Source organism: Pedobacter polaris (assembly GCF_005116505.1).
Classification (GTDB): Bacteria; Bacteroidota; Bacteroidia; order Sphingobacteriales; family Sphingobacteriaceae; genus Pedobacter; species Pedobacter polaris.
The window spans coordinates 275,652-290,446 of sequence record NZ_SWBR01000005.1; the positions used below are offsets into that span (position 1 = coordinate 275,652).

A 14,795-nucleotide genomic window follows, 5' to 3' on the forward strand; every position below is an offset into this window, starting at 1 on the left:
TATGCTATCAGTGAAAACATCTTAATTTTTCCTTAACTTTTTACATCGTTAACACAAATCAAGATGACTTTATTACCTATGAAAAACAATTTATGCTAATGAAAAATTGGTTAAATAACTACTTTGGCTTTACGAAGCGAGAGTATAACGGATTATTAGCTCTAATGGCTATATTATTGCTAATAAGTGTGTTGCCATATGTTTATGGCCAATACTTTGTGAAACCCAACTTTGTGTCGCTTGAAGAGCAGGCTGCCTTAAAGCAACTGGTTTTGGTTAATCAACAGCAGCCAAACTATTATCATCAAGTACGTAGTGAAATAGAAGGAGAAGATAGCGAAGTTAAATCAACAACATCCTTATTTAAATTCGACCCAAATAAAATTAATGCCGAAGGTTGGCAAAAACTTGGCCTTTCTGTAAAGCAAGCTCAATCTATACTTAATTATAGAAACAAAGGTGGTAAGTTCTATAAGGCAGAAGATTTACAGAAAATGTATACCATTACACCTTCAAAATATGAAGCTTTACTGCCTTATATCGAAATTGATAATGCTGGTTTTGCTAATAAATTTGAGAAGAAAACTTACCCAGAAAAAGCACCCTATGCTAAAAAGGAATTAGCAGTTATAGAAATTAATAGGGCTGATACCCTGCAGCTTGATGAAATAAAAGGAGTAGGAGCGGCATTTGCCAGAAGAATTGTAAAGTATAGAGATAAGCTGGGAGGCTTTTATAAAAAAGAACAGCTTATGGAAGTGTATGGATTAGATAGTATAAAGTTTGCTGAAATAAAAGGTCAAGTTAAAATCGATGAGTCGAACATTAAGAAAATCAATATCAATACTGCAGAATTTGATGATTTGAAAAACCATCCTTATTTAAAGTATAAACAGATAAATGCAATTGTTCAATATAGAAAACAGCATGGAAAATTTAATAGCATTGATGATTTAAAGAAAGTAGTTATCTTAACACCACAAATTATTCAAAATTTAGCACCTTATCTCAAATTTTAAATGCTCGAAACCAGAATTAAACAAACTTTACGTGATGTAGCAGATTTCCCAAAACCAGGAATTGTTTTTAAAGACATTACACCAGTGCTCAAAGACCCCGCATTATGTATCGAAATTACCGAAGCATTAGCTGCGCAATTAAAAGATATTAAAATTGATGTGGTTGCAGGAATTGAAAGTCGTGGTTTTTTATTTGGTCTGGCATTGGCCCAAGCTTTAAAAGTCCCATTTGTACCCATTCGTAAAATTGGTAAACTACCTTATAAAACTATTCAACAAACATACGATTTAGAGTACGGCAGTGCTACCTTAGAGGTTCATGAAGATGCTTTTAAAGCTGGAGAAAATGTACTAATCCACGATGATTTATTGGCAACAGGCGGTACAGTTGTAGCGGCTTCTAAATTGGTAAATCAACTGCAAGCAAATGTAGCTGCATATTCATTTTTAATTAGTCTCGACTTTTTAAATGGCAAACAACGGTTGGATTTGTTTAGCCCAAATACTTTTTCTCTAGTATCATATTAGTTTTTTGGATGAATCCTATATTCCTCCTTAATTCTAGTCTTACTGTACGCTTTCCATATTCACTTAAAAATAAATTTGGTAAAGAATTTTACAAAATATTTTAATTTTTTTTCAGAATTATTTTTTCTAAATTTCCTTACGCTGTAATAAATAAGTAAAACAATTGAACCGAATACCAAAACATTCTACTTTTTAGCCAATAAAATTACTTTGATGGTATGATATAATTTGCTTATCATTGTTTTAAACCAAATATAAATCTTAAGAAACTGTTTAAATCCGAATGCTGTAAGAAGCGTTGTGTTTAAGCAGTTTCTTTTTTTAAACCCTACCATATGAACACTGGCTTTAGCTTAGAAGTAGAAGAAAATCAAGAAATTATTAAACAAATGGTCAGCGATTTTGCTGAAAAACACATCCGTCCAAACGTAATGGAATGGGATGAAGTACAGCATTTTCCTGTCGAAATTTTTAAACAATTAGGAGACCTAGGATTAATGGGCGTATTAGTACCAGAAATTTATGGTGGTTCTGGCTTTGGGTACCAAGAATATGTAGATGTTATTGTAGAAGTATCTAAAGTTTGTGGCTCCATTGGGTTGTCTTTAGCAGCACATAACTCACTTTGTACAGGTCATATTTTAGCCTTTGGAAGTGAGGAACAAAAAATGAGATGGTTGCCAAAATTAGCAACTGCAGAATGGATTGGCGCTTGGGGTTTAACGGAGGCTAATACCGGATCTGATGCTTTACGTATGCGTACTACTGCAGTATTAGATGGCGATGAATATGTAATTAACGGGGCCAAAAATTGGATTACACACGGCAAGTCTGGAGATGTTGCCGTAGTTATGGTTCGTACTGGGGAAGCAGGAAGTTCAAAAGGAATTTCTGCCATTGTGGTAGAGCGAGGAACACCAGGTTTTTCTGCAGGTAAGAAAGAAAATAAGCTCGGTATGAGAGCATCAGAAACTACAGAAATGATTTTTGATAATTGCCGCGTTCCCAAAGAAAACCTTTTAGGTAATGTTGGCGATGGTTTTAAACAGGCAATGAAAGTATTAGATGGTGGCCGTATTTCTATTGCGGCATTGTCATTAGGTATTGCAAAAGGAGCTTATTTGGCTGCGGTTGCCTATGCAAAAGAACGTCATCAATTTGGAGTGCCAATTGCTAGTTTCCAAGGCATAAGCTTTAAACTTGCCGACATGGCAACTGAAATTGAAGCAGCAGAATTGCTGATTCGCCAGGCTGCAGATTTAAAAAACAGACACCTGCCAATGACTAAAGAATCGGCAATGGCAAAATATTATGCCTCAGAAGTGGCTGTGAGATGTGCAACTGAAGCTGTTCAAATATTTGGTGGCTATGGGTATACGAAAGATTTTCCTGTAGAGAAATTCTATCGTGATAGTAAATTGTGTACAATAGGAGAGGGAACCTCAGAAATTCAAAAAATAGTTATTGCAAGAGAAATTTTGAAGTAAACTAACTTGCAATCTCAGTGAAATACTTAAGCTGTAGCCGGAAAGCTACAGCTTTTTTTATAATTATAGAGATCGGTTAAACACCTATAATATTCTATGGTCTTCGGAGATCTATAACTTTCGAAAAACAAGATTAAGGTTGCGGTTCCCGCATAGTAACAATGCTATCTACAACATACACGCTAAAGCCCCTCCAAGGCAAAGAGCCTTTGTATTCTTTATAATGTAACTCAAACATTTTGCCACTATTTAACATCATCTTTTTAGCCACTTCTTCATCTGCTACAGAGAATTCAAATTCATTTGATTGTACTGAACCAACTTGTTTAGATCTTATTCCAGTTTGAATGATTTTCCCTTCATAAGTTTTAAAAATATATCCTTTTTTTACGATATAGTTTAGCTGTCCAGCTTTTACTCCCTCACCAAAAACGAAGTAGTAACGATAATAGATAATAAATCCTAAAATTATAATAATAATAAGTGCAGCAATTGCAGTAATTTTCTTTCCAGTTGTCATGATATGTTTTTAAGGTATTTAAATGTAGGAAAGTAAATTCATTTCCAGGAAATAAAACCAGTTTATTGCTCAACTAGTTTTAAAAATCAATTGTAATCATTGAATAACAATATTTTGATCCTTGGGAAAATAGCTGTACAAAATTTAATAAGTACTAAGCATGTGTAGCCACGTAGATTTTGGCAAGGTTTATTTTTTTATAAAAACTTTCTCGTTCTCAATATTTTACTTACATTTGCAACCCCAATAACAGGGAACATTAAAAACATCGAGAGGAGGTATTTCTACGTTATGATTATCATTAATATTAAAGACGGCGAATCATTAGATAAAGCGCTTAAACGTTTCAAGAAAAAGTTTGAAAAAACTGGTGTATTGAGAGAGTTACGTAGCCGTCAAGCATACGAGAAAAAATCTGTTGCTCGTCGTACAGAAATTAAACACGCTGTTTACATTCAGAACATGAATCAAGAAGGTACTTTATAGTCCTAATTGTTTAGATAGATAAAAACGTCCCGATTTGTTTCGGGACGTTTTTTTTTGAAAAAAATAATTTACAGAGGCTATTTTTTGTATATTCACAAACATGAACAAGAAATAAGGCCTATGCTTATTAATAGTTTCTTAATTTATTTGCAACACGAGAAACGTTATTCTCCACACACCGTAAAATCTTATCAAACAGATTTGCTCCAGTTTGAAACTTTTTTGCATAACGATTTCGAAATCATTCCTGTTAATGCTAAAGCTACACATATAAGAAGTTTTATCGTTTCTTTAATGGATCTCAATATCTCTGAAAATGCTATAGGTCGAAAAATTTCTACTTTGCGGAGTTTCTATAAATATTTACTTAGAGAAAATGAACTGAAAGTAAATCCTATGACGCTAATTAAAGCACCTAAAGTACCTAAGCGTTTGCCGGTGTTTATAGAAGAAACTAAGATGGATTTTTTGTTAGATGGAGAAATTGAAGGGAAAAGAGTTTTTGATGAAACTTTCCCGAGCCAAAGAGATAAAGTAGTTTTAGAATTGCTTTTTGGTACAGGTATTCGTTTAGCAGAATTGTTACTGTTAAAAGAATCGGATATTAATTTTTATGAAGGCACTATTAAAGTGTTGGGTAAGAGAAATAAAGAACGCATTATCCCGTTGCATGGCCAGCTCATCGATCAATTAAAAACATACATTGATTTAAAATTAAATCAAAATTTTCATAACAAAATCACTACCTTAATCGTTACCAATACAGGTGCATCATCCTATCCAAAATTAATCTACAGGATAGTAAAAAGTTATTTGACATTAATATCAACCCAAGATAAAAGAAGTCCGCATGTTTTGCGGCATTCGTTTGCAAGTAGCCTGCTTAATAAAGGAGCAGACTTAAATGCAATTAAGGATTTACTGGGGCATGCAAGCTTAGCGGCAACGCAAGTATATACGCATAACTCAGTAGAGCGTCTAAAATCTATATATAAACAAGCCCATCCAAAGGCATAAAAAAGGAGGAAAAATGAAAATTAGAGTACAGTCGATCCATTTCAATGCGGACAAGAAATTATTAGAATTCATTCAAAAGAAAGTAGATAAGTTAGATCAGTTTTTCGATCAGATCATAGGTGGAGAGGTTTATTTGAAGTTGGAGAATGTAGAAGATGAAGAAAACAAAATATCAGAAATAAAATTAATGGTTCCGGGTATTACCCTCTTTGCAAAAGAACAATGTAAATCATTTGAAGAGGCGACGGATTTGGCAATTGAATCCCTAAAGAAGCAAATTACTAAACATAAAGATAAAACTCGTATAAAACTTAGCGAGCACAAGGCATTATTAAATGCCAATGAAGTGTCTGATTATTAAGCGGATATTTTATAAATAATAATTGAAAAGTTTGATGGGCTAAAATCTGTCAAACTTTTTTTTAAAATATATTTTTTTCAAAGATTAATTTTTGTAGATTTGCATTCCATTTCGGGAGGGGCATTGTTCCTGAGTTGAGGTGGTTAGTTCTATGAAAAGATAAAAAAATAAAAAATGTTAGTTCGATTATATAAAAACACAATTTTTTATATATTTGCGCCACATTTAATAAAAGTATAAAAGCCTCCTTAGCTCAGCTGGTAGAGCAACTGACTTGTAATCAGTAGGTCATTGGTTCGATCCCGATAGGAGGCTCTTTTTATTTTAGATCAACGGTTTTAGATTTTAGATTGGACGTAAGTTCAATCGTAGTTCGTAAATTAAAAATCATAAATAGAAAGCGGGGGGATTCCAGAGCGGCCAAATGGGACAGACTGTAACTCTGTTATCGCAAGATTTCGAAGGTTCGAATCCTTCTCCCCCCACAATCTAATTTTAGATTGTAGATTTCAGTTTGACGATGCAAATCGTAATTCGTAAATCATCAATTGTAAATTGATAAGCGGAAGTAGCTCAGTTGGTAGAGCGATAGCCTTCCAAGCTATAGGTCGCGAGTTCGAACCTCGTCTTCCGCTCTAATGTGAAGTGAGCAGTTGGCGGTTTGCAGTTAACAGTTTGAACTGAAAACTGATTGCTGGGAACTGAAAACTAATAAGCCGACTTAGCTCAGCGGTAGAGCACTTCCTTGGTAAGGAAGAGGTCATGGGTTCAATTCCCATAGTTGGCTCAAAAAGAATAAAAATAAAGGCTTTGTTAATCTGGTAAAACAGAATGAACAGGGTTTTTTGTATTGAAATTGTATCAAAACAATAAATAAATAAAAAAAGTTAACCTACTAATAAGTATAAAAACATGGCAAAAGAAAAGTTTGACCGCAGCAAGCCGCACTTAAATATCGGCACTATCGGTCACGTTGACCACGGTAAAACAACCTTAACAGCAGCTATCACTAAAGTGTTATCTGATGCTGGTTTATCTGAGGCGCGTTCATTTGATTCGATTGACTCTGCTCCAGAGGAAAAAGAAAGAGGTATTACAATTAACACAGCTCACGTTGAGTATTCAACAGCTAACCGTCACTATGCACACGTTGACTGTCCAGGTCACGCGGATTACGTGAAAAACATGGTTACTGGTGCTGCTCAAATGGACGGTGCTATTATTGTAGTAGCAGCTACAGATGGTCCAATGCCACAAACTCGCGAGCACATTCTATTGGCTCGTCAGGTAGGTGTACCTTCGTTAGTTGTTTTCATGAACAAAGTTGATATGGTGGATGATCCAGAATTACTAGAATTAGTAGAGATGGAAGTTCGTGAATTATTATCTTTCTATGAATTCCCTGGTGATGATATCCCTGTTATTCAAGGTTCAGCTCTTGGTGGCTTGAACGGAGATCCAAAATGGGTTGGAAAAATTATGGAGTTAATGGATGCTGTAGATAGCTATATTCCAATTCCTCCACGTTTAACTGAACTTCCATTCTTAATGCCTGTTGAAGATGTATTCTCGATCACTGGTCGTGGTACTGTTGCAACTGGTCGTATTGAGCGTGGTGTAATCAACTCTGGAGATCCAGTGGAAATCTTAGGTATGGGTGCTGAGAACTTAAAATCTACAGTTACTGGTGTTGAGATGTTCCGTAAGATTCTTGATTATGGTGAAGCTGGTGATAACGTAGGTTTATTATTACGTGGTATTGAGAAAACTGATATCCGTCGTGGTATGGTAATCTGTAAACCAGGTTCAGTAACTCCTCACACTGATTTCAAAGCTGAAATCTATGTATTATCAAAAGCAGAAGGTGGACGTCACACTCCATTCTTTAACAAATACCGTCCACAATTCTATTTCCGTACAACAGACGTTACAGGTGAAATCACTTTAGCTGAAGGAACTGAAATGGTAATGCCAGGTGATAACGTTACAATTAATGTAAAATTAATCAACGCTATCGCAATGGAAAAAGGTCTACGTTTCGCTATCCGTGAAGGTGGTAGAACAGTAGGTGCTGGTCAGGTAACTGAAATTGTAAAATAGTAGCCTAAAGCCCGAAAGGGATTAAGGATATGTGATTGCAAAGTACTTAAGATAACTAGTTCTTAGGTACTTTGCTTTCTAATTACGGGAATAGTTCAATGGTAGAATAGAGGTCTCCAAAACCTTTGATCAGGGTTCGAATCCTTGTTCCCGTGCTTAAAAAATATAAATATGGCTGGTGTAGTTCAATTTATTAAAGAATCATACGAAGAAATGACCCAGAAGGTTACTTGGCCTACTTGGAGTGAATTGCAAAATTCTGCAGTATTGGTTTTAATAGCTTCTTTTATCATCGCATTGGTAATATTTGCAATGGATAAAGGCGCTAACTATATATTAGAAACTTTTTATAATTCACTTTCAAATTAATATTACTAGATGAACGATCAGTTAAAGTGGTATGTAGTTAGAGCGGTTAGTGGTAAAGAGAAGAAAGTAAAGCAGTATATTGATTCTGAAATTAGCCGTTTAGGTTTCTCTCATTTGGTACCTCAGGTATTAATTCCTATGGAGAAATACTACCAAATGAAAGAAGGAAAAAAGATTGCAAAAGAGCGTAACTTTTATCCGGGATATGTTTTAATTGAAGCTATTTTAGATGGAGAGCTAGAGCATATTATTAAAGGTGTAAATAGTGTAATTGGATTTTTAGGCGATAAAGCAGGTAATCCTATACCTATGCGCCAAGCAGAAGTTAATCGTATTTTAGGTAAGGTTGATGAAATGAGCCAACAAGCTGAAACAATGAATATCGCTTATTATGTAGGTGAAAACATTAAAGTAATGGATGGTCCTTTCAACGGTTTTACAGGAGTTATCGAAGAGGTGAACGAAGAGAAGAAAAAATTAAAAGTTATGGTTAAAATCTTTGGTCGTAAAACACCTTTAGAACTTAACTATATGCAAGTAGAAAAAGAATAAATTTATTTTAAAAATATATTTGAGGACTGCAAGATTATTCATATCTTTGCAGTCCTTTTGGTTTTTATGTGTATTGATCCGTGGACGGTTTTGGTAACTTAATCCCCATATATCAGTAAACTAAAGATTATTAAGGTCTTAAATGTTACATGCTTCCAATATTTAACATTGAGTATTACAATTAACAAATCAGAAAATGGCAAAAGAAGTCGGTGCACTTGTTAAATTACAAATCAAAGGCGGAGCTGCAAACCCATCACCACCAGTAGGACCTGCATTAGGTGCTAAAGGTGTTAATATCATGGAGTTTTGTAAACAATTCAATGCTCGTACCCAAGATAAGCCAGGTAAAGTATTACCAGTTGTGATTACTGTATATGTGGACAAGTCTTTCGAATTCATCATCAAAACCCCTCCAGTAGCTATCCAATTATTGGAAGCAACTAAATTATCGAGTGGTTCTGCTGAGCCCAACCGTAAGAAAGTTGGTTCGGTGACTTGGGATCAAGTTAAGTCAATTGCTGAAGATAAGATGACTGATTTAAATGCTTTCACTATCGAATCTGCTATGAAAATGGTAGCGGGTACAGCACGCAGTATGGGAATTACCGTTAGCGGTGATGCACCCTGGACAAATTAATTAACAAAAAACAGTTTACAACAGTGGCGAAATTAACAAAAAATCAAAAACTGGCACACGCTAAACTAGAAATCGGTAAATCGTATTCTTTACAGGATGCGGCTGCTTTGGTAAAAGAGATCACTACAACTAAATTTGATGCATCGGTTGATATCGATGTTAGTTTAGGTGTAGATCCACGTAAAGCCAATCAAATGGTACGTGGTATTGCTACTTTACCTCATGGTACAGGTAAAACTGTACGTGTTTTAGTACTTTGTACTCCTGATAAGGAAGAAGAAGCTAAAGCAGCAGGAGCAGATTTCGTGGGTTTAGACGAATATGTGGCTAAGATTGAAGGTGGTTGGACAGATGTTGACATTATTATCACTACTCCTGCTTGTATGGCAAAAGTAGGTAAACTAGGCCGAGTTTTAGGCCCACGTAACCTTATGCCAAACCCAAAATCAGGTACAGTAACCAACGAAGTTGGTAAGGCTGTAACTGACGTAAAAGGCGGAAAGATTGATTTTAAAGTTGACAAAACTGGTATCATCCATGCTTCAATAGGAAAAGTATCATTCTCAGCAGAGAAAATATATGAAAATGCGTTAGAAGTACTTCAAACGATTTCAAAATTAAAACCTTCTGCTGCAAAAGGAACTTATTTTAAAAGCATTCACGTGTCTTCTACAATGAGTCCTGGAATTGCAATCGAAACTAAATCAGTAGCGGGGATCTAATTATGAACAGAGAAGAAAAACAAGAAGTAGTTTTAGCTCTACAAGAGAAAATGCAAGAGTATGGCAATTTTTATATTGCTGATACCTCAGGCTTATCTGTTGAGAAAGTAAATAACATCCGTCGCAAATGTTTCGAAAGTGGTATCGAAATGAAAGTTGCAAAAAATACATTGATCAAAATTGCGATTGATGGATTAGAAGGCGACTCATCTGAGATATTCGCGGCATTAAAAGGTCAATCGGCTTTATTATTTTCTAAAGTAGGCAATGCTCCAGCTAAGCTGATCAAAAGCCTAAGAAAAGGTAAAGAAGAAAAACCTCAACTAAAGGGAGCTTATATCGATACAGCAATATTTGTTGGTGATAACCAATTAGATGCATTAGTAAGTCTTAAATCAAGAGAAGAACTTATTGGCGAAATCATTGGATTATTACAATCACCAGCTAAAAACGTTGTTTCGGCATTACAATCTGGCGGTAACAAAATTGCAGGTATTGTTAAAACACTACAAGAAAGAGGTTAACGAACACCTAAAGTTCGCAATTAAACAAGAATATTTTTACGTAAATTTTTAAAATCTTAATAAAATGGCAGATTTAAAAGCGTTTGCTGAGCAATTAGTAAACTTAACAGTTAAAGAAGTTAACGAATTAGCTCAAATCTTAAAAGACGAGTATGGTATCGAACCAGCTGCTGCGGCAGTTGCTGTTGCTGGTCCTGCTGGTGGTTCTGATGCTCCTGCAGCAGAAGAAAAAACTACTTTCGATGTAATTTTGAAAGAAGCTGGTGGTGCTAAACTAGCAGTTGTAAAATTAGTTAAAGACTTAACTGGTTTAGGTTTGAAAGAAGCAAAAGACTTAGTTGATGGTGCACCAAAAGAATTAAAATCAGGTGTTGCTAAAGACGAAGCTGAAGCTTTGAAAAAACAATTAGAAGAAGCTGGAGCTGTAGTTGAGATTAAGTAATCACTTAATTTTAACGAACCTTTAAGAAAAGACTCCGACTGCAAAGTCGGAGTCTATTCCTGTTTATAAACATTTCATCTTGTTTGGTTGGTGATTTGTTTGAAGGCAAACCATTCAAATAGTTTATTCTTAAACTAAATTAAATTTAGTCCCTTGGCAAATAAAGTCGTAGACCAAAGAGTAAATTTTGCACGTAGTAAGCACATCATTGATTATCCAGATTTTCTGGATGTGCAGTTGCAATCATTTAGAGAATTTTTTCAGATAGAAACAACTTCAGATAACCGTCACACAGAGGGTCTATTTAAAGTGTTTGCTGAAAACTTTCCAATCACTGATTCTAGAAACATATTTGTTTTAGAATTTTTAGATTATTTTATTGACCCACCACGTTACGACATTCCTGAATGTATTGATCGTGGGTTAACTTATAGTGTTCCATTAAAAGCAAAGCTTAAGCTTTCTTGTAATGATGCAGAACACGAGGATTTTGAAACCATCATTCAAGATGTATACTTAGGAACCATACCATATATGACTCCTAAAGGTACTTTCGTGATTAACGGTGCAGAACGCGTAATTGTTTCTCAATTACACAGATCTCCAGGTGTGTTCTTCGGCCAAAGCCGTCACACAAATGGAACTAAGCTATACTCTGCTCGTGTGATTCCTTTCAAAGGTTCTTGGATTGAGTTTGCTACAGACGTTAATAACGTAATGTATGCTTACATCGATCGTAAGAAAAAATTCCCGGTAACCACCTTATTGCGTGCTATTGGTTATGATTCTGATAAAGATATCTTAGAATTATTTGATCTTGCTGATGAAGTAAAAGTTAGTAAATCTGGTTTAAAGAAATTTATCGGTCGTAAACTTGCAGCTAGAGTTTTAAGAAAATGGGTTGAAGATTTTGTAGATGAAGATACAGGTGAAGTAGTTTCTATAGATCGTAACGAAGTTATCTTAGATAGGGATACCGTTCTTGAAGACGACCATATCGATATGATCATCGATGCAGGTGTAAAAACTATTATCTTATCTAAAGATGATGGTGCATCTCAAGCTGATTATACTATTATATATAATACTTTACAAAAAGATACTTCAAACTCTGAAAAAGAGGCTGTTGAAAACATCTATCGTGCTTTGCGTAATGCAGAACCACCTGATGAGGAAACGGCAAGAGGTATCATTGAGCGTTTATTCTTCTCAGATAAACGTTACGACTTAGGTGATGTTGGTAGATACCGTATCAACCGTAAGTTGAAAATGGATACTCCTGATCATGTAAAAGTATTAACTAAAGCAGATATTATTGCGATTGTTAAATACTTGATCAAATTGATCAACTCTAAAGAAGAAGTGGATGATATTGATCACTTGTCAAACCGTCGTGTTCGTACGGTAGGTGAGCAATTATACGCACAATTTGGTGTAGGTTTAGCTCGTATGGCTAGAACTATCCGTGAGCGTATGAACATTCGTGACAATGAAGTTTTTACACCAACAGATTTAATTAATGCTCGTACTTTATCGTCGGTTATTAACTCATTCTTTGGTACTAACCAATTGTCTCAGTTCATGGATCAAACCAATCCTTTGGCAGAGATTACACACAAACGTCGTTTGTCAGCTTTAGGCCCAGGTGGTTTATCACGTGAGCGTGCTGGTTTTGAGGTACGTGACGTTCACTATACTCACTATGGTCGTTTATGTACTATTGAAACACCAGAGGGACCAAACATTGGTTTGATTTCATCACTATGCGTACATGCTAAAATTAACAATTTAGGTTTTATCGAAACTCCTTATAAAATTGTTGAAAACGGTGTTGTAGCAATGGATAAAGATGTAATTTATCTATCGGCAGAAGATGAAGATGGTAAAACTATTGCACAAGCTAATGCTGAGTATGATGATAAAGGTAACTTTACAACTACTCGTGTTAAAGCACGTTACGAAGGTGACTTTCCAATTATTGAGCCTGAGAAATTAGACTTAATGGATATTGCTCCTAACCAAATTACCTCAATTGCGGCATCTTTAATTCCTTTCTTGGAACATGATGATGCGAACAGGGCTTTGATGGGATCAAACATGCAACGTCAAGCAGTACCATTATTACGTCCAGAAGCTCCAATTGTTGGTACAGGTTTAGAAGGTCGCGTTGCTCGTGACTCGAGAACATTGATCAATGCAGAAGGCGATGGTGTAGTAGAATATGTAGATGCTAACGAAATCACCATTAAATATGTACGTAACGATGGAGATCGTTTAGTATCATTTGAAGGTGATAGCAAAACTTATAGATTAATCAAGTTCAAAAAAACCAACCAAAATACTTGTATCAACTTAAAACCAATTGTTAAAAAAGGTCAAAAAGTTGTAAAAGGTCAAGTGCTTTGTGAAGGTTATGCAACTGAAAATGGAGAACTGGCATTAGGAAGAAATTTAAAAGTTGCTTTCATGCCTTGGCAAGGATATAACTTTGAGGATGCGATTGTAATTAACGAGCGTATTGTTAGAGATGATATTTTTACCTCTTTACATATCGAAGAATTTGAATTAGAAGTACGTGATACAAAACGTGGAGAAGAGGAATTAACACCAGATATCCCTAACGTTTCTGAAGAAGCTACTAAAGATTTAGATGAAAACGGTATCATCCGTATTGGTGCTGAAGTAAAAGAAGGCGATATCCTAATTGGTAAAATTACACCAAAAGGAGAGTCTGATCCTTCACCAGAAGAGAAATTACTTCGTGCAATTTTCGGTGATAAAGCCGGTGATGTTAAAGATGCTTCATTAAAAACTCCACCTTCTATTAAAGGTGTGGTTATTGATACTAAATTATTCTCAAGAGCTAAGAAAACTACTAAAGCAGAAGAAAAATCGGCTATTGAGAAATTAGATAAGAGATATAATTTAGCTACAGAGAACCTTAAAAACGAATTAGTTGATAAATTGTTTCAAATTGTAAATGGTAAAACATCTCAAGGTGTATTTAACGTTTATAAGGAAATGTTAATCGCTAAAGGCGCTAAGTTTACTCAGAAAATATTAGCAGACCTAGAGTATGCTCATATTAACCCATACAAGTGGACAACTGATGATGATAAAAACGATCAAATCAAATTGTTATTACACAACTATGGTATCCGTGTAAATGAAGAACTAGGTGCTTACAAACGCGATAAATTTGCAATTAGTGTTGGTGATGAATTACCATCAGGAATTGTTCAAATGGCGAAAGTTTATGTAGCTAAAAAACGTAAATTAAAAGTAGGTGATAAGATGGCTGGTCGTCACGGTAATAAGGGTATCGTTGCTCGTATTGTACGTGATGAAGATATGCCATTCTTAGAAGATGGAACACCAGTTGATATTGTGTTGAACCCATTGGGTGTACCTTCACGTATGAACTTAGGTCAGATCTACGAAACCGTATTGGCATGGGCTGGTAAAGAATTGGGCGTTAAATTTGCAACTCCAATTTTTGATGGTGCTAAGTCTGAAGAGGTTGAAGAATGGATCGCTAAAGCAGGTGTACCAGCTTCTGGTAGAACTTACTTACACAATGGTTTAACAGGTGAGAAATTTGATCAACCAACTACAGTAGGTATTATTTATATGCTTAAACTGGGTCACATGGTTGATGATAAGATGCACGCTCGTTCTATCGGACCATACTCATTAATTACACAACAACCATTGGGTGGTAAAGCTCAATTCGGGGGTCAGCGTTTTGGTGAGATGGAGGTTTGGGCATTAGAGGCATTCGGTGCAGCTAATATCCTACAAGAGATCTTAACAGTTAAATCTGATGATGTTATTGGAAGAGCCAAAACTTACGAAGCCATCGTTAAAGGTGAAAACCTACCAACTCCAGGTGTACCAGAATCATTTAATGTATTGGTACATGAGTTACGCGGTTTAGGTTTAGATATTACGTTAGACTAGTTATTTGTTACGGGTTACGGGTTGTAGGTTAAAAGACCTGACCCATAACTCGCAACTCGTAACTCACA

General features: G+C 35.4%; 15 protein-coding genes and 5 tRNA genes. 19 read left to right on the forward strand and 1 reads right to left on the reverse strand.

The features are described from left to right. Positions 1-98: 98 nt before the first annotated feature. From FA048_RS18010 to FA048_RS18020, 3 genes are all read left to right on the forward strand, one after another. Positions 99-1,019 carry a ComEA family DNA-binding protein gene (locus tag FA048_RS18010; RefSeq protein WP_169306906.1) on the forward strand — a complete coding sequence of 307 codons (921 nt, stop codon included), beginning with the start codon at positions 99-101 and terminating at the stop codon, positions 1,017-1,019. Further along, positions 1,020-1,547 (forward strand): adenine phosphoribosyltransferase, encoded by a 528-nt coding sequence (locus FA048_RS18015; RefSeq protein ID WP_136843723.1) that lies wholly within the window; start codon positions 1,020-1,022, stop codon positions 1,545-1,547. Positions 1,548-1,882: 335 nt separating this feature from the next. Then, on the forward strand, positions 1,883-3,034 hold the full coding sequence (locus tag FA048_RS18020) for an acyl-CoA dehydrogenase family protein (protein ID WP_136843725.1): 1,152 nt from the start codon (positions 1,883-1,885) through the stop codon (positions 3,032-3,034). Between the two features lie 133 nt (positions 3,035-3,167). Here the strand turns inward: FA048_RS18020 and FA048_RS18025 are convergent, their stop codons facing one another. After that, entirely contained in the window at positions 3,168-3,554 is a 387-nt protein-coding gene (locus FA048_RS18025) for a hypothetical protein (RefSeq protein WP_136843727.1), read from the reverse strand. 291 nt (positions 3,555-3,845) lie between these two features. On the opposite strand from FA048_RS18025, the gene rpsU reads away from it, so the two are divergent. The 16 genes from rpsU (at position 3,846) to rpoB (ending at position 14,727) form a co-directional block, all read left to right on the forward strand. Continuing rightward, positions 3,846-4,040 carry a 30S ribosomal protein S21 gene (gene rpsU / locus FA048_RS18030; RefSeq protein ID WP_055132547.1) on the forward strand — a complete coding sequence of 65 codons (195 nt, stop codon included), beginning with the start codon at positions 3,846-3,848 and terminating at the stop codon, positions 4,038-4,040. Positions 4,041-4,160: 120 nt separating this feature from the next. Continuing rightward, positions 4,161-5,057 carry a tyrosine-type recombinase/integrase gene (locus tag FA048_RS18035; RefSeq protein WP_136843988.1) on the forward strand — a complete coding sequence of 299 codons (897 nt, stop codon included), beginning with the start codon at positions 4,161-4,163 and terminating at the stop codon, positions 5,055-5,057. Between the two features lie 13 nt (positions 5,058-5,070). Next, the gene (hpf, locus tag FA048_RS18040; RefSeq protein ID WP_136843729.1) at positions 5,071-5,418 is read left to right on the forward strand and encodes a ribosome hibernation-promoting factor, HPF/YfiA family; all 348 of its coding nucleotides are present in this window, start codon (positions 5,071-5,073) and stop codon (positions 5,416-5,418) included. A 242-nt stretch (positions 5,419-5,660) separates the two neighbouring features. Then, positions 5,661-5,733, forward strand: a tRNA-Thr gene (locus FA048_RS18045). Positions 5,734-5,820: 87 nt separating this feature from the next. Beyond that, positions 5,821-5,903: transfer RNA gene (locus FA048_RS18050), tRNA-Tyr, on the forward strand. A gap of 77 nt (positions 5,904-5,980) precedes the next feature. Then, a tRNA-Gly gene (locus FA048_RS18055) sits at positions 5,981-6,053 on the forward strand. Between the two features lie 80 nt (positions 6,054-6,133). Then, positions 6,134-6,205, forward strand: a tRNA-Thr gene (locus FA048_RS18060). 125 nt (positions 6,206-6,330) lie between these two features. Beyond that, entirely contained in the window at positions 6,331-7,518 is a 1,188-nt protein-coding gene (tuf, locus tag FA048_RS18065) for an elongation factor Tu (RefSeq protein WP_136843731.1), read from the forward strand. 84 nt (positions 7,519-7,602) lie between these two features. Continuing rightward, a tRNA-Trp gene (locus tag FA048_RS18070) sits at positions 7,603-7,673 on the forward strand. 16 nt (positions 7,674-7,689) lie between these two features. Then, positions 7,690-7,887, forward strand: coding sequence for a preprotein translocase subunit SecE (secE, locus tag FA048_RS18075; protein WP_136843734.1), 198 nt, complete (start codon positions 7,690-7,692; stop codon positions 7,885-7,887). Positions 7,888-7,896: 9 nt separating this feature from the next. Beyond that, complete coding sequence (gene nusG, locus FA048_RS18080; RefSeq protein ID WP_136843736.1) at positions 7,897-8,439, forward strand: transcription termination/antitermination protein NusG; 543 nt, start codon at positions 7,897-7,899, stop codon at positions 8,437-8,439. 196 nt (positions 8,440-8,635) lie between these two features. Continuing rightward, a complete protein-coding gene (gene rplK / locus FA048_RS18085) occupies positions 8,636-9,079 on the forward strand; it encodes a 50S ribosomal protein L11 (RefSeq protein ID WP_136843738.1) in 444 nt (147 codons plus the stop codon). A 23-nt stretch (positions 9,080-9,102) separates the two neighbouring features. After that, a complete protein-coding gene (gene rplA / locus FA048_RS18090; protein ID WP_055132255.1) occupies positions 9,103-9,801 on the forward strand; it encodes a 50S ribosomal protein L1 in 699 nt (232 codons plus the stop codon). Between the two features lie 2 nt (positions 9,802-9,803). After that, positions 9,804-10,325 (forward strand): 50S ribosomal protein L10, encoded by a 522-nt coding sequence (gene rplJ, locus FA048_RS18095; RefSeq protein WP_136843740.1) that lies wholly within the window; start codon positions 9,804-9,806, stop codon positions 10,323-10,325. Positions 10,326-10,389: 64 nt separating this feature from the next. After that, the gene (rplL, locus tag FA048_RS18100) at positions 10,390-10,767 is read left to right on the forward strand and encodes a 50S ribosomal protein L7/L12 (protein ID WP_136843742.1); all 378 of its coding nucleotides are present in this window, start codon (positions 10,390-10,392) and stop codon (positions 10,765-10,767) included. A gap of 153 nt (positions 10,768-10,920) precedes the next feature. Next, a complete protein-coding gene (gene rpoB, locus FA048_RS18105; RefSeq protein WP_136843744.1) occupies positions 10,921-14,727 on the forward strand; it encodes a DNA-directed RNA polymerase subunit beta in 3,807 nt (1,268 codons plus the stop codon). The last annotated feature ends 68 nt before the right edge of the window (positions 14,728-14,795 follow it).